17 protein-coding genes are annotated in these 18,939 nt (G+C 54.6%); 15 read left to right on the top strand and 2 right to left on the bottom strand.

Annotation, left to right across the window (positions count from 1 at the left end):
* Positions 1-137: 137 nt before the first annotated feature.
* Together K2F33_RS10540 and K2F33_RS10545 are read left to right on the top strand one after the other, a co-directional pair.
* Positions 138-482 carry a PadR family transcriptional regulator gene (locus K2F33_RS10540; RefSeq protein ID WP_076175814.1) on the top strand — a complete coding sequence of 115 codons (345 nt, stop codon included), beginning with the start codon at positions 138-140 and terminating at the stop codon, positions 480-482.
* Positions 479-1,042 carry a DUF1700 domain-containing protein gene (locus K2F33_RS10545; RefSeq protein ID WP_084204204.1) on the top strand — a complete coding sequence of 188 codons (564 nt, stop codon included), beginning with the start codon at positions 479-481 and terminating at the stop codon, positions 1,040-1,042. Before K2F33_RS10540 ends, K2F33_RS10545 begins: the two co-directional genes overlap by 4 nt.
* 132 nt (positions 1,043-1,174) lie before the next feature.
* Here K2F33_RS10545 and K2F33_RS10550 read toward each other — a convergent pair whose 3' ends face one another.
* The gene (locus K2F33_RS10550) at positions 1,175-1,315 is read right to left on the bottom strand and encodes a hypothetical protein (protein WP_167372933.1); all 141 of its coding nucleotides are present in this window, start codon (positions 1,313-1,315) and stop codon (positions 1,175-1,177) included.
* A gap of 226 nt (positions 1,316-1,541) precedes the next feature.
* Between K2F33_RS10550 and K2F33_RS10555 the strand changes: the two genes are divergently transcribed.
* A complete protein-coding gene (locus tag K2F33_RS10555; protein ID WP_263881610.1) occupies positions 1,542-2,099 on the top strand; it encodes a hypothetical protein in 558 nt (185 codons plus the stop codon).
* A gap of 65 nt (positions 2,100-2,164) precedes the next feature.
* Here the strand turns inward: K2F33_RS10555 and acnA are convergent, their stop codons facing one another.
* Positions 2,165-4,879 carry an aconitate hydratase AcnA gene (gene acnA, locus K2F33_RS10560; RefSeq protein WP_076175809.1) on the bottom strand — a complete coding sequence of 905 codons (2,715 nt, stop codon included), beginning with the start codon at positions 4,877-4,879 and terminating at the stop codon, positions 2,165-2,167.
* Positions 4,880-5,331: 452 nt separating this feature from the next.
* On the opposite strand from acnA, the gene K2F33_RS10565 reads away from it, so the two are divergent.
* From K2F33_RS10565 to K2F33_RS10620, 12 genes are all read left to right on the top strand, one after another.
* Positions 5,332-6,342, top strand: a complete 1,011-nt coding sequence (locus tag K2F33_RS10565) for an amidase domain-containing protein (RefSeq protein WP_373319030.1) — start codon at positions 5,332-5,334, stop codon at positions 6,340-6,342.
* 69 nt (positions 6,343-6,411) lie between these two features.
* Positions 6,412-7,506, top strand: coding sequence for a D-alanine--D-alanine ligase (locus K2F33_RS10570; protein ID WP_263881611.1), 1,095 nt, complete (start codon positions 6,412-6,414; stop codon positions 7,504-7,506).
* A 139-nt stretch (positions 7,507-7,645) separates the two neighbouring features.
* The gene (locus tag K2F33_RS10575) at positions 7,646-7,966 is read left to right on the top strand and encodes a hypothetical protein (RefSeq protein ID WP_076175803.1); all 321 of its coding nucleotides are present in this window, start codon (positions 7,646-7,648) and stop codon (positions 7,964-7,966) included.
* A 36-nt stretch (positions 7,967-8,002) separates the two neighbouring features.
* The gene (gene uvsE / locus K2F33_RS10580; protein ID WP_076175991.1) at positions 8,003-9,004 is read left to right on the top strand and encodes a UV DNA damage repair endonuclease UvsE; all 1,002 of its coding nucleotides are present in this window, start codon (positions 8,003-8,005) and stop codon (positions 9,002-9,004) included.
* Positions 9,005-9,243: 239 nt separating this feature from the next.
* Positions 9,244-10,104 (top strand): inositol monophosphatase family protein, encoded by an 861-nt coding sequence (locus tag K2F33_RS10585; protein WP_089549009.1) that lies wholly within the window; start codon positions 9,244-9,246, stop codon positions 10,102-10,104.
* Between the two features lie 135 nt (positions 10,105-10,239).
* Complete coding sequence (locus K2F33_RS10590) at positions 10,240-10,512, top strand: hypothetical protein (RefSeq protein ID WP_263881612.1); 273 nt, start codon at positions 10,240-10,242, stop codon at positions 10,510-10,512.
* A 276-nt stretch (positions 10,513-10,788) separates the two neighbouring features.
* Positions 10,789-12,135 carry an ABC transporter substrate-binding protein gene (locus K2F33_RS10595; RefSeq protein ID WP_076175796.1) on the top strand — a complete coding sequence of 449 codons (1,347 nt, stop codon included), beginning with the start codon at positions 10,789-10,791 and terminating at the stop codon, positions 12,133-12,135.
* Between the two features lie 117 nt (positions 12,136-12,252).
* Entirely contained in the window at positions 12,253-13,206 is a 954-nt protein-coding gene (locus K2F33_RS10600; protein ID WP_089549008.1) for a carbohydrate ABC transporter permease, read from the top strand.
* The gene (locus K2F33_RS10605; RefSeq protein ID WP_145138069.1) at positions 13,203-14,069 is read left to right on the top strand and encodes a carbohydrate ABC transporter permease; all 867 of its coding nucleotides are present in this window, start codon (positions 13,203-13,205) and stop codon (positions 14,067-14,069) included. The genes K2F33_RS10600 and K2F33_RS10605 overlap by 4 nt, the downstream gene beginning before the upstream one ends.
* Positions 14,070-14,168: 99 nt before the next feature.
* Positions 14,169-15,893 (top strand): sensor histidine kinase, encoded by a 1,725-nt coding sequence (locus tag K2F33_RS10610; protein ID WP_263881613.1) that lies wholly within the window; start codon positions 14,169-14,171, stop codon positions 15,891-15,893.
* Positions 15,894-15,923: 30 nt separating this feature from the next.
* A complete protein-coding gene (locus K2F33_RS10615) occupies positions 15,924-17,276 on the top strand; it encodes an ABC transporter substrate-binding protein (RefSeq protein ID WP_263881614.1) in 1,353 nt (450 codons plus the stop codon).
* Between the two features lie 15 nt (positions 17,277-17,291).
* The gene (locus tag K2F33_RS10620; RefSeq protein ID WP_263881615.1) at positions 17,292-18,899 is read left to right on the top strand and encodes a response regulator transcription factor; all 1,608 of its coding nucleotides are present in this window, start codon (positions 17,292-17,294) and stop codon (positions 18,897-18,899) included.
* Positions 18,900-18,939 lie beyond the last annotated feature (40 nt).

Genomic DNA, 18,939 nt, shown 5'->3' on the forward strand with positions numbered 1-18,939 from the left:
TGGACATATCGTTGTAAATAGTTCGCAGAACCATTGCACGCATGACTGTAATTAGTTTTCGGAACTATTTTGACATAGTACCTTGCAATGCAAAGTACCTGGTGTTATTATAGTGACGAAGGGAGCGGACGAACGAAATGGAAATGTCGGAATGGACTTCACAGGTCCGCAGAGGTATCCTGGAATACTGCATTTTGCAGCTTATCGCCAAGCAGCCGAGATACGGATACGAGCTTGTGACGCTGCTGGATCAATGGGAGCCGCTTGCCGTGACGGAGGGAACGCTCTATCCGCTGCTTCGGCGGCTGCTAAAGGATCAATACATTGAATCGTTCTGGAAGGAATCGGAGTCAGGTCCGCCGCGCAAATATTACAGCCTGACCCCTTCGGGGCACCAGCTTGTGGAGATGATGTCTGCGGAGTGGAACAAGATCAGCCGGAGCGTCGATCAAATTCAAATCTATGGAGGAGAGATCTTATGATCAGCACATATGGAAGGTCTTATTTGGAGAAATTGAACAAGTACTTGGAGAAGCTTCCCGATGAAGAGCGGATGGATGCTGTTATGGAAATCGAGAGCCATATTGCAGAGGGCATCGCGAACGGGCAGCCGGAGGCGGCGATCCTGTCGCGTTTGGGCGATCCCCGCAAGCTCGCCAAGGCGTACCGGAGCCAGCACTTCGTCGAGGGGCATCGGAGCGGATCTTTCCGCGATATTTTGGCTATGGCGTTGTTCTACTGCACGACAGGGCTGCTGAGCATCATGGTCATCCCGGTCTTAGCCGTGATTGCCTACGGCTTTGGCTTTTGCACATTGTTGATACTGATCGCAGGCGCCATACGTACTTTCGGCGCGACCTGGATCAATATGGGCGTGCCTGGCATGGAGGTCCCGACAGAATACAGCATGGTGGTCGCGGCGATCATTGGCGCCATCATTGGAGGGATCGCATACTTCAGCTGGGTAGGTCTTAAAAAGTATATGGCTTTTTTGTCTACCCAGTATCGAAGATCACTGCCGGGCGGACGGGTGTCAGCATAGGTATTTGCAATTAATTGTTAACCGGAACGGAAAAAGACCGTACGCATCATGCGCACGGTCTTTTTCATTTATACAGCGGATCGCCGTGATTGTGATTCCGCCTGGCGCCCGACTAACACCGACCTTGGTGCATCAGCGGTTCTGGCTGATTTTCTCCTGCAAAATCTCTTGAAAGCTCCTATTCTTGTCCGCATCTTCCTTCACCGGCCGGTTAACGGGCTGCGGCTTAGGGTAAGACGGGTGATAGGGTATGATGCCGTGCATATGGATCATTCTGCAGGCCTCCTTATGCCAGGGATTTTGAAACGTATTTTCGTGAAGCAAGTTTAATTAAGAGCTAATCTGAAGACGCAAAAGTCCGTCACAGTGTTTTTGTATCTTTTTTACCCTGTTGCTAGGTGAATGAAACATCAGATGACGTAGTGTCATCATCCCGGAATCGTGATTGGCGAACCGCCCCAGCTGTTGTAAAATTTAGTAAATCCAAACGAGGGGGGAAATGATGAGAACCGCTTGCGCTCTAATGATCTTGTTTATCCTGGCATTGGGAGGCTGCAGCAGCAGCGAAAAGAAGGATGAAAAAAAGTTCACCGTGGAGGATTTGGGCATCGTCAGCAAGGCGGATGGACGAAAGGTGTATTATGGAATGAAGCAGGCGGACGCTGAGGCCGTATTGGGCCAAGGTAAAGAAAGGAGAAAGGGAGAGTTTGAATATGCCTTCGGTGTCTACGCATTTTATCGGGACGGCAAGGTTGCCGCTATCCGGCTCGAGGAAGAAGCGAAGAATCATTATAAAACTGCATTAGATGCCGAGATCGGCATGCACAAAGACCAGTTTGAAAGTATTTACGGGGATGTTCATATGCCGACCATACCGGATTCCCAATTAACGTATGTTTTTGATATGAAAAAGCAGGTGCTTCTGAAGGAGAACAAGCCCAAGAACGATAAGGAAGCCAAAAATCTGCTGATCTTCAGTGCGCTGGAGTACGACGGAATCGTGGATACGATCGTCATCATCGACAGTTATTCAACGTCCCATGGTATCAAAGAATAGGTATTATAAAAAAGCCCCGCAGGCCATGTCCATGGCACTGCGGGGCTTTCCTATTTAAACCTAAATTATTGGTTGGCGATCATTTGACGCAGCACGGTTTGCAGAATGCCGCCGTTGTGGTAGTAATCCACGTCGACCATGCTGTCCAGACGGGCCGTTACCGGGAATTCGAACTTGGTGCCGTCTTCGCGTGTAGCGGTGACGGTCAGGCTCTCGCCCGGCTTGATGTCGTTGCTGAGTCCGACAATGTCGAACGTTTCGCGGCCGGTGAGGCCCAGGCTGCTCCAGCCATGGCCTTCCTGGAACTGCAGCGGAAGCACGCCCATGCCGACAAGGTTGCTGCGGTGAATCCGCTCAAAGCTTTCGGCGATAACGGCTTTGACGCCGAGCAGGAACGTACCTTTTGCCGCCCAGTCGCGGGAGCTTCCCGTACCGTATTCTTTACCGGCAATAACGACCAGGTTTTGTCCGTTATCCTGATACTTCATGGAAGCATCATAGATGGACACGACTTCGTCCGTAGGCAGGTAAGTCGTAACGCCGCCCTCGGTGCCCGGTGCCACTTGGTTGCGGATGCGGATGTTCGCGAACGTACCGCGCATCATGACCTCGTGGTTACCGCGGCGGGAACCGTAAGAGTTGAAGTCCTTGCGTTCAACGCCATGCTCCTTCAGGTACAGACCTGCAGGGCTGGTCGGCGAAATGTTGCCGGCAGGGGAGATGTGGTCCGTCGTGACGGAGTCACCCAGCAGGGCAAGCACGCGTGCGGACTTGATATCCTCGATGTCGGCCAAGCCGTTTGCGAGATTCTCGAAGAACGGAGGGTTCTGAATGTACGTGGACTTGTCGTCCCACTCGTACAGCTCGCCTTCCGGAACCGGAATCGCATTCCAGCGCTCGTTGGCAGTAAACACGTTTTCGTATTTGCGGCGGAACGCTTCAGGGCTGACGGACAACCCGATCGCTTCTCTGATTTCCGCGGAAGTCGGCCAGATATCTTTCAGATAAACCGGCTGGTTGTTCGGATCGTAACCGATCGGATCGTTCTGCAGGTCAATGTTGACCGTACCTGCCAGCGCGTAAGCGACGACGAGCGGCGGCGAAGCCAGGTAGTTGGCTTTAACCTGCGCATGGACGCGTCCTTCGAAGTTACGGTTACCGGACAGCACGGCAGCGACGGTCATGTCGTTGTCGGTGATAGCCTGGCTTACTTCGTCCGGAAGCGGACCGGAGTTACCGATACATGTTGCGCAGCCGTAGCCCGCTACGTAGAAGCCAAGGGCTTCCAGCGGCTCAAGCAGACCGGCTTTTTCCAGGTAATCCGTAACGACGAGGGAGCCCGGCGTCAAGCTGCTTTTCACGTATCCCGGTTTCTTCAGGCCGCGTTCCACGGCTTTCTTCGCCAGGAGACCTGCACCCAGCATAACGCTTGGGTTCGACGTATTCGTACAGCTGGTGATCGCCGCGATAACGACTGCGCCGGTTCCCATTTCGCTGACGGATCCGTCTTTATGCTTCACGGACACTTTTTCTTCAATCTTGGCATCGCTGAGGCCGTATCCGCCTTTTTCGATCGGCGTGCGGACGATATCGTTGAAGGCGTCCTTCATATGAGTCAGCTCGATGCGGTCCTGCGGGCGTTTCGGTCCGGCAAGGCTCGGTACGACCGAGGCCAGGTCGAGTTCGATGATGTCCGTAAATTCAGGATCTTCGGTTTCCGCGGTGCGGAACATGTTCTGTGCTTTGTAGTAGGCTTCTACCAGAGCAACCTGCTCATCGGTACGGCCGGTGTTGCGCAGGTAAGCCAGCGTCTCGTCATCGACAGGGAAGAAGCCGATGGTTGCGCCGTATTCCGGTGCCATGTTGGCTACCGTTGCGCGGTCCGCGAGGCTGATGTTGGCCAGACCCGGTCCGAAGAACTCGACGAATTTGCCGACAACGCCTTTTTTGCGGAGCATTTGGGTAACGGTCAGCGCAAGGTCGGTCGCCGTAGCGCCTTCCGTCAGGCTGCCTGTCAGTTTAAAGCCGATAACGTCAGGCGTTACGAAGTAAAGCGGCTGTCCGAGCATGCCCGCTTCGGCTTCGATCCCGCCGACACCCCAGCCGACAACGCCGAGGCCGTTGATCATCGTAGTATGGGAGTCCGTACCAACGAGGGAGTCCGGATATACGACCGTTTCTCCGTCGGTTGTCTTGGTCGCCGCCACGGATGCGAGATATTCCAGGTTGACCTGGTGAACGATCCCGGTTCCCGGAGGAACGGCGCGGAAATTGTTAAATGCCGTTTGGGCCCAGCGCAGGAAGCGGTAGCGTTCCTCGTTGCGCTCAAACTCCACTTGCATGTTGTAGTTGAGGGCGTCGCTGGTACCGAACGCATCAACCATAACGGAGTGGTCGATAACGAGATCGACCGGTACGAGCGGGTTGATCTTCTTCGGATCCCCGCCGGCTTTTTTCACGGTGTCGCGCATAGCCGCAAGGTCGACGACGACCGGTACGCCGGTGAAGTCCTGCAATACGATACGGGCCGGAATGAACGGGATTTCCTTGTTATCGTCACGTCCTTCATTCCATTTGGCCAGCTGCGATACATGCTCCTGGGTAATGGCACGTCCGTCGAATTGGCGGACAGCGGCTTCCAGAAGCACCTTGATGGAGAACGGAAGCTTGGAAATGCTGCCGAGTCCCTGCTCCTCAAGAGCCTGCAGGCTGTAGTAACGGTAGGTTTTGCCTCCGACTTCCAGACTGCGGGCCGTGGAGAATTGATCCTTTGCTGTCATTACATGTACCTCCTTGATCGTAATTCGGTTCCTCTGCTTACTGTGGTTCATCAAATCAGTCATCATTCAGGTGGCTTGGGTGAGAGCGATAAGGGCGATCACTTTGCCGTTCCTTGTTTCACTAGATGAAACATAATTTCAAAATAGTGAGGTTCGCTTTTAGTATACCGTTTACAAGCCGGGGAGTAAAGTACTTTTTGCGTCTATTTATATGAAGAGACCGAGGCGGCAAAAGAACGGGAAAACGTTCCCCCGATCTGCGCCTGGACTGGTTCCGCGCACTGGCGGGACGGAGTGCGCAGCTTGTCCGCTTCCGGCCTTCCGGCGGACCTCTTCCGCGCGAAAATGGACCAGGGTTCATAGGTGCTCCCTTTTTTTCATATAGTGGAATATACGCAGCCGAAACAACATATTTCGGGTTAACGAAACGGGTGAAAGGGGAATGCATGGGAATGGAGAAGGAATGGAAGCAGACGCTGTACGCCTATGTAAATCAATACAACCAGCATCAGATCGATTACCGGTCACAACATACAGATCAGGTCGTGACGGATCCGGCTTATTTATTGGCAAGGAGTGAGCGGGCTTCCCGGCTGTCACAATGGTATGCCGCAAGGGGGGCAAGGCCGCTTCGCAGCGAGACGAGGGCCAAGCTGCTGCGGACGATCCGCGATACCCCGAAGGAGGCGGTCATCGACGTGCAGCTGTATGTGCAGCTGTTCTACGAAAAGGGCGGCGTCAATCATGTGGAGGAAATGATCCAGCGGGAGAGGCTGACCCTGATTCGGGATGGGGACGCCTGGGTGATCGTGTCGGTGGAGCAGCTGACGCCGGAGAAGCATCCGGCCGCCGGCATCCCTGCCGTGCACACCGGGCAGCCGGCCTACGCCTATTCGAGCGGCGGGTCGAAGCCATACCTGAACGCCGAGGTGCTGCAAGGTGGCCCTGGCCGCAAAACATCGCGCTACAACCGCGCGGCAGCGGCGGCTTATGCCGACGAGTGGTGGGAAACCAGCAATCCGGAGTTTGCCGCATTCGAGGTGGACTGCACCAATTACATCTCGCAATGCCTCTTTGCAGGGGGCGCTCCGATCCACTATACTGGTAAAAGAGAATCGGGCTGGTGGTACAAAGGATATGTCGGGAGCAAAGAGTGGTGGAGCTACAGCTGGGCGGTTTCGAACGCGCTGCAGTCCTTTTTGTCGTCAAGCAGCTGGGGGCTCCGCGGAGAGCTGGTGGAGCGGCCCGAGCAGCTGATGCTGGGCGATGTCATTTTTTATGACTGGGACGGCGACGGCTCCTTCCAGCACAGCACGATCGTCACGGCGTTTGATGCCGGCGGCAGCCCGCTGGTCAACGCCCATACGGTCAGCAGCAAGCACCGTTTCTGGGATTACAAGGACTCCTACGCCTGGTCGGAGAACACCGTATACCGTTTTTTACATATCCCGGACTACTTCTAAGCCATTATAATGGTATATGAACAGCGGCAGGAGGACACCTGCAATCATGAGGAAAAAGAGAGGTTTGGCATGGGGAACAACAAAACAACCGTAGGCCTTGTGTACGGCGGTAAATCAGGAGAACACGAGGTATCGCTGCAGACGGCCTTTGCGGTGATGAACGCCTTTGATTACGATAAATACGAACTTATTCCATTCTATATTACGAAGCAGGGCGAGTGGAGAAAAGGAACGACGCTGCAAGCCCCCCTCGGCAAGCTGGACCAGTTGAAGCTGGAACAGAGCCAGGAAGGTACAGAAGCGGCGTTGGGAGCAATTTTCAGCAGATTGTACGGCGGCGAGGCCGGCATCGACCTGATGTTCCCGCTACTTCACGGAACCTTTGGGGAAGACGGAACCATCCAGGGTCTGTTCGAAATGGCGAACATTCCTTACGTAGGCGCCGGAGTTCTGGCTTCCGCAGCCGGAATGGATAAGGCCGTAATGAAAAAGCTGTTTGCGCAGGCGGGCCTGCCTCAATGCGGCTACCGTTTTTTCACGAAATCGCAGTGGGAGCGCAGCAGCTTCAATCTGATCATGGGCGTCGAAGACGACCTTGGATACCCATGCTTTGTAAAACCGGCGAATTTGGGGTCGAGCGTAGGCATCTCCAAGGCGAGAAACCGCGAGGAGCTGGAGCAGGCGATTGAGCTCGCTTTCCGCTATGACCTCAAAGTCATCGTCGAAGAGTTTGTGGACGCGCGCGAAGTGGAGGTGGCTGTGCTCGGCAATGACGAGCCGATGGCATCTGTGCCGGGAGAAATTATTTCCTCCAGCGATTATTACGACTACGCGGCGAAGTATACGGATGGGCAATCCGAAATGGTCATTCCGGCTTTGCTGGATGCCGAAACGGCGGACCGGCTGCGGGAGCTCGCCCTGATTGCTTTTCAGGCGATCGAAGGCAGCGGCATTACCCGGGCGGATTTCTTCATCCGCAAATCGGACGGCGCCATCTTCATCAATGAGGTCAACACGATGCCGGGCTTCACTCCGTACAGCATGTATCCGCTGCTCTGGCGTGAAACGGGTCTCGGCTATCAGGCGCTGCTGGACCGGATGATCGAGCTGGCGCTGGAGCGCTACAACAGCAAGCAGGCGCTGGTATTTGCCAACGACATTTAACTTGGCGCGGCAGATGCTTTCGTGAGATATCCGCCACGTGAGCGATTTAGACGTATAGCAACAATATAAGGTATCCGGCCGGCTCTGCAGTATAGGCCGGGTACCTTTTCCATTTTAATCAGGAGAAGGAGATGAAATGATGGGTTTCCAGACCGAATTTAATTCCGTGTGCAAGTTCAAAAGCGACCAGGAGCTGTACGAGCTGCTCGAATACGGACGCGGCAAAATGGTTAAGCAGGGCTTCCGCGTCTTCCCGACAGGCCAGAAAGTGATTGCCTATACCCCAAACAACGTGGCGGTGGCGATCGTTAAGATCGTCGGCTGCATCGCCGAGATCAATTTTCAGGGGCAGGAGGTCACGGAGGTCGAAATGGAGCTCATCCGCAAGCTGACCGACGAGGAGTCGCGGATTCAGACCGATTTGGCTTACGAAATGTTTTTTGGGGAACATACTTCTTAAGGATGATTTTATAACCAAGAGGAGTAGAAGCCGATGATGAGGGTCCGTTTCGGATACGTGGCGATGTCAACCGAAATAAAAGATGCGTCTCCCTCCAAAACGATGACGATGGCCAGTTTCACCAAACTGAACGACCGGGAGGCGGCCATTCGCAAACTGGAGCGGATTGCGGCCGAAAATTTGCATAACACGCTGCGGCTGCTAAAGCATAACCATGGCAGCGGCATTCATGTGTACCGGTTTTCTTCCAAACTGATTCCGCTGGCGACCCATTCGGACCTAAGCGATTGGAGCCCATATGAGGCCCTTCGCGAGCCGTTTGCCGAGGTAGGCCATTACGTCAAGCAGCATGACATGCGGGTGTCTTTTCACCCGGATCATTTCACGGTGCTCAGCACGCCCCGGGCCGAGGTGCTGGAGAGCTCCATTCGCGACCTCCGCCACCATGTTACGATGCTGAAGGCGATGGGGCTGAACGCGACAGCGAAGAACAACATACATATCGGCGGAGCTTATGGTGACAAAACCGCTGCGGCGCAGCGGTTTGAGGAGCATTTTGCCGCGCTGGACGAAGACATCAAGCAGCGGCTGACGCTGGAAAACGACGACAAGACGTTTACGGCCGCCGAGACGCTTGAGGTCTGTCAGCATGTCGGACTGCCGATGGTGCTGGATATTCACCACCAATGGGTCAATAATGATGGGGAGAAGCCCTGGGAACTGTGGCCTGATATCCTGCAGACCTGGTCGACGCCGCTGGCGCAGGCCGATGCGGCGGCGGACAAGCCTCTTCCGCCGAAAATTCACGTGTCCAGCCCCAAGAGCGAGTCGGACCCGCGCGGCCATGCCGATCACGTCGAGATGGAGCCGCTCTTGACCTTTTTACGGAAGATTGCGGGAGATACACCTGCCGTGGATGTCATGATTGAAGCCAAAGCCAAAGACGGGGCGCTGTTCAAGCTGATGGAGGATTTGCAGGCATATCAGGGTGACGGGGTGCGTATTCTGGATGGTGCGAGTATTGAGATTACACCCTAGATAAGGCTAATCTCTTTACGGGCATCACCTTTGGGGCCAATGTGGAAATCGGTTTCCCGGTCCGAATCGGGCGAAACTTTGCCGGAGTCTATACGTATAGTTTTAGGAGATAGAATCAGCGGTGTGACGTTATAAGCTGATCCACACGGGGACGGGAGCTGTGTTCATGAGTCGTCTTGGCTCCGCCCGCGGACGGGGCCCCCAAAGTACAGATCTAATCAGAAAGTAGAGTGAATGCTTTGAACCAAGAGGGTAAGGTACCATATGTCGTAACCAGCAAGAGCTTTACGGCTGTAGCGATTAACGCCGCCTCGAAAGCAGGCGAATGGATTAAGAGTAAACTGGGCACGGTAAAACAGCTGGATACCAAGTCCGGAGCGCCGGATTTGGTCACCGAAGTGGACAAGGGCGCCGAGCAAATGATCCGCAAGCTGATTTTCACTCATTTTCCGGATCATGCGCTTCTTGGCGAGGAAGGGGTCGAGCCCGGACCGGAGGCTTCCAAGAAAGCGCTTGAGCAGGCGCTGGATGAAGAATACTTGTGGATTGTGGATCCGGTAGACGGAACGACGAACTATGTTCACGGGTATCCGTTCTTTTCCGTATCCATTGCCTTGGCGCATAAAGGAGAAGTGATCGTCGGCGTCATTTATGATCCTTCACGCGATGAAATGTTTGTGGCCGAGAAGGGCAAGGGCGCTTATGTGCATGGCAAGCGCATGTCCGTTTCCCAGCAGGGAACGCTGAATGAGAGCCTTCTAGCAACAGGCTTTCCGGTGGGCAGAGATACGACGCTTCCGCAAAATATGGCCGGACTCAATTACCTTGCGCCGCGGGTGCGCAACATCCGCTCCGGGGGCTCCGCAGCCCTGCATCTGGCTTATGTTGCCAGCGGGCGGCTTACCGGTTACTGGGAAGTCGGCTTGAACGCCTGGGACCTGGCGGCGGGATCACTGATGATCACCGAGTCCGGCGGCAGCATCACCGATACGCTCGGCAATCCTTATCATCTGGGCGTACGCCATGTGGTCGCCACGAACGGGCTGATCCAGCAGGAGCTGGTCGGCGCATTGAAGGAAGCGAAGGGGACCGGCGAATAGTTCGGAGATTCAGAGGCTGAGCCTGACCGTCAGGCTGTTTCATTAGGCTTGAATCGGGGTAACCAAACAAAGGACGTAATCGATCTTATTCACGCGGTGGCAGGCCACCGGTACAGCGCAAAGGAGTGTCAACCCATGAGTGAGAAGGACAATTTGGAGCGGCAGCTCAGTGACATGCTGACCGAAGGCGAGCTGCAGCAGCAGCAAGACCGTGAGGAGAAGGAGCGCGAGCTCATTTCTCCGAGATATGAAATCCGGATCCAGACGAAGATGGACCCGATCGTGGAAGAGACGAAGATTTACCGGGGCATGGCGAAGGAGCTTGATGACCGGTATGATAAATATATGAAGAGAGCCGAAGGGGACGGGGCTTCCGATAGCAAATCCCTGGAGGACGAAAAGTCGTAGAGAACAGTATCGCTTGATCAGCCCAAATTAGACCTGTGTGGCAGCTGCCGGTTCCGGCAGAGAGGCCGTACAGGTCTTTTGTCGTTTGTTAAGGCTCCGAAATTTACCTCCAAGCTGAGATTCCTCTCCAACATACTTTCCCATCATTTTGTAGAGCGCATCCCCACCGTAATAATTTCAACCCTAAATCGCAATATTGCCTCCTCAAAATTTGGAAAGCGATCCGGTAGACTGATCCTTGTAAATCAACCTATTTTCGAGAGGGGCATTAAACAAATGAGAAAAGGCAAGAAATGGCCGGTCATGCTGCTTGCGCTCATCCTGATGGTATCCTTGTCCGCCTGCGGCGGGGGCAGTAAAAGCGGCAGCGGTACCTCGGAAGGAACAGCGGAGCCAGCGGCCACGACGGACGATTCCTCAAAGACAAGTTCGGACGAGAAGATCGAACTGTCCTTCTGGTCGCTCGGCACGACCAACTATGAGGAACTTGGCAAAGAATACACCAAAGAGCATCCCAACATTACGATCAAATTCCAGAACACGTCGGACCAGACTGCGCACCATAACAACCTGACGACGGCTTTGTCCGCCGGATCCGGAGCTCCGGACATCTTCATGCTGGAGATCGGCTTCATGGAGCGGTTCATTACGGCGGAGGACAAATTTTACAACCTGAATGATTTAGGGGCTAAAGATATCGCAGCCAATTACTTGGACTGGAAATGGAAGCAGGGCTCGTCCAAGGACGGCAGCTTCCAGATCGGGCTTCCGACCGACATCGGCCCGACCGTCGTGTATTACCGCACCGATTTGATGGAGAAGGCGGGGCTGCCGACCGATCCGGAAGAATTCGGCAAGGCGATCGATACGTGGGATAAATTCGCTGCCGTGGCCAAGCAGTTCAAAGAGAAAACCGGCAAGCCGTTTGCGGATTTGACGGATCTGGTCTACAACGGCGTTCGTGACCAATCCGACGGCGAGATTTATTTCAGCAAGGCGGACGGCTCCTTCATCGGCGACAAAAACCCGATGGTGAAGAAAGCCTATGACTTTACGGTCAAAGGCATTCAGGAAGGCTGGATCGGTAATACGCTGCTGTGGTCTCCGGAATGGGGTCAAGCGACCAACGACGGCGGATTCGGCGTCATGCTCGGACCGGCTTGGATGGCCGGCAACATCAAGACCAACGGACCGGACTCCTCCGGCAAGTGGAGAATTACGCAGCTGCCTGAAGGCGCGGGCAACTGGGGCGGTTCCTTCCTGACGCTGCCGAAGCAGGGCAAGCATTCGAAGGAAGCTTACGAATTCATCGCCTGGCTAGACAGCAAGGAGAATCAGCTGGAATCGTTTAAATCCAAAGGCTTGATGCCTTCGATTCCTGCGTTGTATACGGATGCGGCCTTCACCGGCTTCAAGGACGACTTCTTCGGCGGACAGGCGACGGCCGTGGAATACGGTAAAGCCGCACAGCGGGTCAAACCGGTCTACTACGGTCCGCTGCATGACCAGACGGATACGTTCTTCAAGGATGCACTGAAGAACGTCCTTGAGAAAAAAGCCGACCCAGCCAAAGAATGGGACGCTGCCGTCGAGAAAGCCAAAACGCTGGCGGAACGCAGCTAACCATTTTTCGGAAATTCAAATGTTAAAGCATTGATTCTGCATCCAAATTCGTCAGGACGGCCGCAGCGCCGCGCCTGGCGGGTTTGGATGATCCTATGAGAACCGCGGAGGTGCAGCATGGCAGAAACCGTAATCGCTTCGCAGGCCCGGAGCAGCAAGAAGCCTTTTCTGACGGAGCAAAGGCGGAGCCGGATGACAGCCTATACGTTTATTTCGCCTTTTTTTATTTTGTTCGCCATTTTCGGGTTGTACCCGATATTCTTTACGATCTATCTTTCCTTCTACAAGTGGGATGCGCTCGGCCCGATGAAATACGTCGGGATGAAAAACTACGACCTGATCACGAGCGATCCGACCTTCTGGATCTCGTTCGGCAATACGCTCATCATGGGCGTGATGGGCACCGTCCCGCAGCTGATTATTGCGCTTCTGCTGGCGGTCATGCTCAACTCGGCGATGACCCGGTTCAAGAAGACGTTCCGGGTTCTCTTTTTCATGCCCAACATTACGTCGATCGTTGCGGTGACACTCGTATTCAGCACCCTGTTCGGCAACAACGGCATGATCAACTGGATGCTGAACGGCCTGGGGCTGGAGAGCGTGGCCTTTAACTCCGGCTGGTGGGGCGTCAAAATCGCCATCTCCACCATGGTCATGTGGCGCTGGACGGGCTACAACGCGATCATTTTCTTGTCCGGCCTGCAGAGCATTCCGATGGACCTGTACGAAGCCGCGCGGATCGATGGGGCGAACCGCCGCCAGCAGCTGGCTTATATTACGCTGCCGCTGCTCAAGCCGTTTATCGTCTTCGTGACGCTGATATCGACCATCGGCGCGCTCCAGCTGTTTACCGAGCCGTACGTCTATTTGGGGCAGTCCGGAACGGGATCGACCCGCCAGGAAGGGATCACGATGGTAACTTATTTGTACAGCGAGGCTTTCCGGAACGGATTTTTCGGAACAGCGGCAGCCACGGCGGTCATGCTGTTTATCATTACGATCATCTTCTCCATGATTAACATGTGGGTGTCGGGACGGATGAACGGAGATACGGAAGGTGGTAAGGCATGAGTTCACTTCATACGGCTTCTTCCCGGACGCCGGGGGATACGGGAATCATCGGCAAAACCCTCTTTTACATTTTGCTCGTGCTCGGGGCGCTGGTCTCGATCTTTCCTTTTTACTGGATGTTTGTCATTGCGACGAATGACCGCGGGGCGGTATTTCATATTCCCCCGATGCTGTCCATCGGCGGCGAGTTTCTGAACAATTTCCAGCGGGTGCTGGAGCGGACGGACTTCTTTCGCGCGCTGCTCAATTCGCTTTTTGTCTCTTCCATGGTGACCGTGTCGGTGGTGTTCTTCTGCACCTTGGCCGGATACGCCTTTGCCAAGTACGATTTTCCGCTGAAAAATGCGCTCTTTTACTTCGTCATCGCGACCCTGTTCGTACCGACCCAGCTGAGCGTGCTGCCGACGTACATCATCATGGCGAAGCTGCACTGGATTGATACGTACAAGGCGCTGATCGTCCCGGCGATGGTGAACGCCTTCGGGATTTTCTGGATGCGGCAGTATATTTCCACGGCGGTCCACTCCGAGCTGATCGAGTCCGGACGGATCGACGGCGGCGGGCATTTCCGGATTTTCTGGAGCATAGCGGTCCCTGTCATTACGCCGGCCATGGCGACGCTTGGCATTCTTAATTTTATGAACGTTTGGAACGACTTCTTCTGGCCGCTCGTTGTGCTGAAGAACAGTGAGCACTTTACGATCCAAATCGCACTGCAGCAGCTATTCTCCAACCGCGACGGGCTCGATTACGGCATGATCATGTCCGCGACGTTTACGGCGACGCTGCCCCTTCTGATCGTGTTCCTGCTCTTCAGCCGCTGGGTCATTGCAGGCTTGACCTCCGGGGCCATCAAAAGCTGATCCCCCTAAAATCTGCCAGACACGAAGGAATTATTTCATGCCATGAAGAATGAATAGATCTAAAGACATAGAAGCAGGAGGCAGGAGGACCCAAGTGCCATGAAGCTCCGCCGCAAAATATTACTGGCTATTATTCTTCTGGTGTTCATACCGGTCATCATCATGGGCGTGGTCACCTATTACAACTTTTCCAGTGCCATGGAGAAGAAGTCGAACAATTTCTACTGGATTTCGCTGCTGGAGACGGACCGCAAGCTCAAGTTCGCCTTGAATGAGATCAACTCCGTCTCCAATGCGGCGATTACCCAGCCGGTCATTCAGCAGTTTCTGAAAAATCCGGACGTAAGTGTGACGTACGACCGCAAGCAGGAGATCAACAATTTGCTGATCAACCACCCGATGATTACTTCGTTCAGCCTGTACTCCACCAGCCAATTGATTTATCAATACAATGCGCCGATGTCATTCGGCGATTTGAAGCGGCAAACCTGGTATGCGTCCATGCTGGGCGCCGAAGGGCGCCCGGTATGGTCCGGGCCGGGGGAGAACGGTTCGGCGGCAGCGGGCCGTCCCGTCATGATTCATGCCCGCGTCATCAAAGACTACTACTCGCTGGAGACGATCGGCTATCTGGTCATCTATGTGAAGCCGGATATTTTGGATCAGGTATTCTGGGAAGCCGCGACGCTGAAGAACGGGGACATTCTGCTGGTGAACAAAGAGGGCAGCGTCGTATTTAACAAATCCGGAGACCGGATCGGGGAGAACATTTCTTTTCCTTTTCTGTCAGACACGTTCACCAAGACGAAGGACTATTACGTAGATTCCTTTCATCATGAAAAATCGCTCATTACCTTTTTGCCGTCCCACAACGAACAGTGGTATCTGGTTGCGGTGACGCCGCTGAAGCTGATTCGTTCTGAATCCGTTTCCATTCGGAATATTGCCATTATTTTAGGCCTGTTTTCTTTGCTGTCGGCACTTTGGTTCGACCAATTTTTTATCCGCAGGCTGGTCCGCAGCCTGATCAGCGCCGTAAACGGCATGAAGCGGGTTAAGCAGGGCATCTTCGTGCCGATCACATCCCATACGCAAAGCGATGATGAAACCGATCTGCTGATCGACGGCTTTAATCGGATGAGCTCGCAGATCCAGGAGCTGATCCAGCAGGTCGAGACGGAGCAGACCCGTAAGAAGGAAGCCGAGCTGCAGGCGCTGGTGGCCCAGATCAACCCCCATTTTATTTACAATTCGCTGGAGTCGATCAACTCGATGGCGGTGCTGGCCGGGAACAGGGATATCAGCAAAATGGTCATTTCCCTCGGCAAGCTGCTGCGGATCAGCATCAGCGAGAACCAGGAGCTTATTCCCCTGTATATGGAATTCGAGCATGTGCGCCATTACTTGAACATTCAGAAATACCGGTTCGAAGACCGGTTCGACTATGAAATCGACATTCCCGAGACGCTGCGATCGTATATGACCCAGAAGCTGATCGTACAGCCGATTGTTGAAAACGCTTTGTACCACGCCATTGAGCCGATGGAGGACAAAGGATATATCCGCATCCAGGCCATTGAAGCCGGCCGGGACATCGTCATCGACGTGACGGACAACGGGCCGGGCTTTGACCCGGAATCGCTGCTTCGTATTTGGAACAAGGAGTCCGCCGGATCGAAAAAGTACCATGACAGCGGCGTGGGCCTGAAAAACGTCCATGAACGACTGCGGATTCGGTTCGGAGGCTATTACGGCATTCTCATATGCTCCTCTCCCGGCGGCGGATCGGTCGTCCGGATCCGGGTGCCGAAGATTATGCCATAGGACCGGTGCGTCAGGGGAGGAGAAAAACGGATGTTAAGAAGAAAACTGCGAAGCTGGGGCTGGGTGCTCCTCTATGCGGTCGTACTGACCGGCACGGTCGTCGTTGTGGCGCATGCCAACCATGAGCCGATCGAGGAGGACGCCACCGATAAGGTCACGCTGACCTTCCGGCATTTTTGGATCAGCGAGCATGACCGGCCGATGCTGAACATTTTTGAAGATGTCGTGCGCGATTTTGAGGAGGCCCATCCCAACGTCAAGGTCAACTTCGACGGGATGGATCAAACGATCCACCGGGAGCAGAAGCTCAAGAGCGAGATGGTGACCGGAACACCTCCGGACATGTTCGTCCTGTTCGGCGGCGCCGAAATCGAACCGTACGTCAGGTCGAACCGGCTGCTCGATTTGACAGAGTTCGTGAAAGGTAACCACCTGGGGAACGAATTTAAAGATTTGAAGCTGTGGACCTTCGACCGCCATGTCTACGGCCTGCCGATTGAAGGCAACGCCGAGCCGCTGTATGTGAACGCCGCGCTGTTCCGCAAGCTCGGGATCGCCATTCCGGAAACGTTAAGCGAGTTAAACGAAGCGGTGGATGTGCTGCAGCAAAGCGGTTATATCCCGTTTGCCCTCGGCAACGAGGAGCGCTGGCCGGCGGCTATTTTTGCCCATTATTTAATGGACCGCTACGGCAATCCGCAAATGATCGAAAACCTCGTCGAGGGAAACAGCGGCAGCGCTTTTCAAAATGCGGCTTATCTGAAGGCATTTAACCAGATCGAGGCCTGGGCGGAAAAGGGGGCATTCGGCCCCCATCCCAACGATATCTCGACCGAAGAAGCGATTGATCTGTTCAGCCATGGCAAAGCGGGCATGTATTTAAACGGCAACTGGGACATTACGCTGTTTCATAATGAGCGGGCGCCGGCTGATTTTCAGAACGATATCAAGGCGATTCCGTTCCCGTCCCTTGAGCTCGGCGGCTCCAAGTCGCTTGCGGGAGGCTATACGATCGGAATCGGCTTGTCTTCCAATTTAAGCGAAGCGCAAAAAAAGGCGGCCTTGGAGCTGATGAAGAGCTTGTACACGACCGAAGTGCAGGAACGGATTGTGTACGAGGGCCTGCGGATTCCGTCCATGCGTATTCCTTTTGATGCCGAGCGGACCGGACCGGTTTTTCCGCAGGTGACCGCCTTAATGGAGCAGGATCCGCAAACCTTCGTTCCTTATGACAATATGCTGTCCCCGGAAGTGAACAAATCGTTTCTGGCGGTCATCGCAGAGATGATTCACGGAGGCATTTCGGCAGGAGACGCATTGCAGGAGCTGGACGTCTCCTCACAGCAGTACTGGAATCTGAGGCGCAGCACGGCAGTGAAATGAAAGGAGGGATAGGAAGTGGAAGGTTCAGGCCGGCATTACACAGCCATATTGGTGGATGACGAACCGATTATTCTGCGGAGTCTGAAGGCTGCCATCCCTTGGGAGGAGCTGGGCATCGAGGTGGCCGGGGTGGCGAAGAACGGGGAAGGGGCTCTCGATTTGATCCGGGAGCATGCGCCGGACATCATCATCAGCGATATCCGCATGCCCGGCATGGATGGCATTACGCTGATGAAGGAAGTGCTTACGGAGAACCCTGGACGCATTTTCATCGTGATCAGCGGTTATGGCGAATTTGAATATGCCAGGGAGGCGCTTCGGCAGGGGGCTTTCGACTATCTGCTGAAGCCCATCGATCACGACGAATTGACAGAGATGCTGAAGCGGGCCGCTGCCCGGCTGGACGCGCAGCGGGCCGACGACAGACTGCTGCACTCGGTTCAGGTGCTGTCCGTGATGGCCCGCGAGCGGATGTACGCGGAATGGATCGAGGGCAACGACCGTCCGCGCGGACCGCTGGATTGGCTGGAGAGCCACGAACTGGATGAGGACTACTTTATGGCCGTTGTGCAGCTGGATCATTACCATCAGCTGACCGAACGGTGGTCGATGGCCGAAAAGCGGCTGTGGCTGTTTGCGGTCCGCAACATTTTGGAGGAGTGGTCGCAGCAGTACGGCTGCCTGGCGGTATTTCCTTTTCACAGCGGAGAATGGATCGTGCTGTTCCCCGATGCGCTGCAGCCGCGGAAAATCACGCTTGGCCACGACCTGATCGACCGGATCCGTACGTATTCCAAGCTGAAGTGCTCGGTGGGCCTCAGCCGGACGACCCGGGGAATCCATCAGCTGAGCCGAGCCTATGACGGGGCAGCCCGGGCGCTGTACCAGCGCTTTTACTCCGAGCAGGAGGGTGTGTTTGCCGATACGGAACATAAGGATATGGCCGGGCATCCGGATTTAAAATATCCGAAGCATCTGGAATCACAGCTGCTGGACGCCATCCGGACGCTCGATACGGGGCTCCTGAACGCATGCTGGGATGAGCTGAAGGGATATCTGGAAGAACAGGCCTATCCGAAGGAGGGAGCCGAGCGGCTGCTCATCGAGCTGACGATCGTCCTGTGCCGCCAGCTGGAGCAGGGAAATCCGCCGATGGATTGGCGCCTGGACGGCCTGATTCATGAGCTGCATGACCAGGGAAGCCTGCATGACGCGATCGCTCTGCTTAAAGAAGCGTTTGCGGTGCAGCTGACGGATCACCTGAAAAGCCAGCAGCGTGAAGACGGGCCAACCGTGGTTGAAAAGGCGAAGCAGTATATCTCGAACCATTATCATCAAGATCTCAGCATCGAGGAGGTTGCGGAAGTCGCAGACCTGAGCATCAGCCATTTCTGCACCTTGTTCAAGCAGGTGTCGGGCTATACATTCCTTGAGTATTTAACGGAGTGCCGGATGGACAAAGCCAAGTACATGCTGAGCCATACGAGCGTAAAAGTGTATCAAATCGCGCCGCTGGTGGGGTATCAGGATCCGAAATATTTTACTCAGGTTTTTAAAAAGGCCACGGGCCAAACCCCGACGGAATACCGGGAATCGCATGCCGCCATTTCGGGGAAAAACTAATCCCCCAAACCGGTAAATGGTGGTAAACTGAAGTTAGCAA

This window comes from Paenibacillus sp. PSB04 (assembly GCF_025809195.1).
In the GTDB taxonomy this organism is placed as follows: Bacteria; Bacillota; Bacilli; order Paenibacillales; family Paenibacillaceae; genus Paenibacillus_AQ; species Paenibacillus_AQ favisporus.

What these genes read in the sequence shown, in the direction of transcription:
- K2F33_RS10540 (WP_076175814.1), top strand. Translation starts at nt 138, where the DNA reads ATGGAAATGTCGGAATGGACTTCACAGGTCCGCAGAGGTATCCTGGAA.
- K2F33_RS10545 (WP_084204204.1), top strand. Translation starts at nt 479, where the DNA reads ATGATCAGCACATATGGAAGGTCTTATTTGGAGAAATTGAACAAGTAC.
- K2F33_RS10550 (WP_167372933.1), bottom strand. Translation starts at nt 1,315, where the DNA reads ATGATCCATATGCACGGCATCATACCCTATCACCCGTCTTACCCTAAG.
- K2F33_RS10555 (WP_263881610.1), top strand. Translation starts at nt 1,542, where the DNA reads ATGATGAGAACCGCTTGCGCTCTAATGATCTTGTTTATCCTGGCATTG.
- acnA (WP_076175809.1), bottom strand. Translation starts at nt 4,879, where the DNA reads ATGACAGCAAAGGATCAATTCTCCACGGCCCGCAGTCTGGAAGTCGGA.
- K2F33_RS10565 (WP_373319030.1), top strand. Translation starts at nt 5,332, where the DNA reads ATGGAGAAGGAATGGAAGCAGACGCTGTACGCCTATGTAAATCAATAC.
- K2F33_RS10570 (WP_263881611.1), top strand. Translation starts at nt 6,412, where the DNA reads ATGGGGAACAACAAAACAACCGTAGGCCTTGTGTACGGCGGTAAATCA.
- K2F33_RS10575 (WP_076175803.1), top strand. Translation starts at nt 7,646, where the DNA reads ATGGGTTTCCAGACCGAATTTAATTCCGTGTGCAAGTTCAAAAGCGAC.
- uvsE (WP_076175991.1), top strand. Translation starts at nt 8,003, where the DNA reads ATGAGGGTCCGTTTCGGATACGTGGCGATGTCAACCGAAATAAAAGAT.
- K2F33_RS10590 (WP_263881612.1), top strand. Translation starts at nt 10,240, where the DNA reads ATGAGTGAGAAGGACAATTTGGAGCGGCAGCTCAGTGACATGCTGACC.
- K2F33_RS10595 (WP_076175796.1), top strand. Translation starts at nt 10,789, where the DNA reads ATGAGAAAAGGCAAGAAATGGCCGGTCATGCTGCTTGCGCTCATCCTG.
- K2F33_RS10600 (WP_089549008.1), top strand. Translation starts at nt 12,253, where the DNA reads ATGGCAGAAACCGTAATCGCTTCGCAGGCCCGGAGCAGCAAGAAGCCT.
- K2F33_RS10605 (WP_145138069.1), top strand. Translation starts at nt 13,203, where the DNA reads ATGAGTTCACTTCATACGGCTTCTTCCCGGACGCCGGGGGATACGGGA.
- K2F33_RS10610 (WP_263881613.1), top strand. Translation starts at nt 14,169, where the DNA reads ATGAAGCTCCGCCGCAAAATATTACTGGCTATTATTCTTCTGGTGTTC.
- K2F33_RS10615 (WP_263881614.1), top strand. Translation starts at nt 15,924, where the DNA reads ATGTTAAGAAGAAAACTGCGAAGCTGGGGCTGGGTGCTCCTCTATGCG.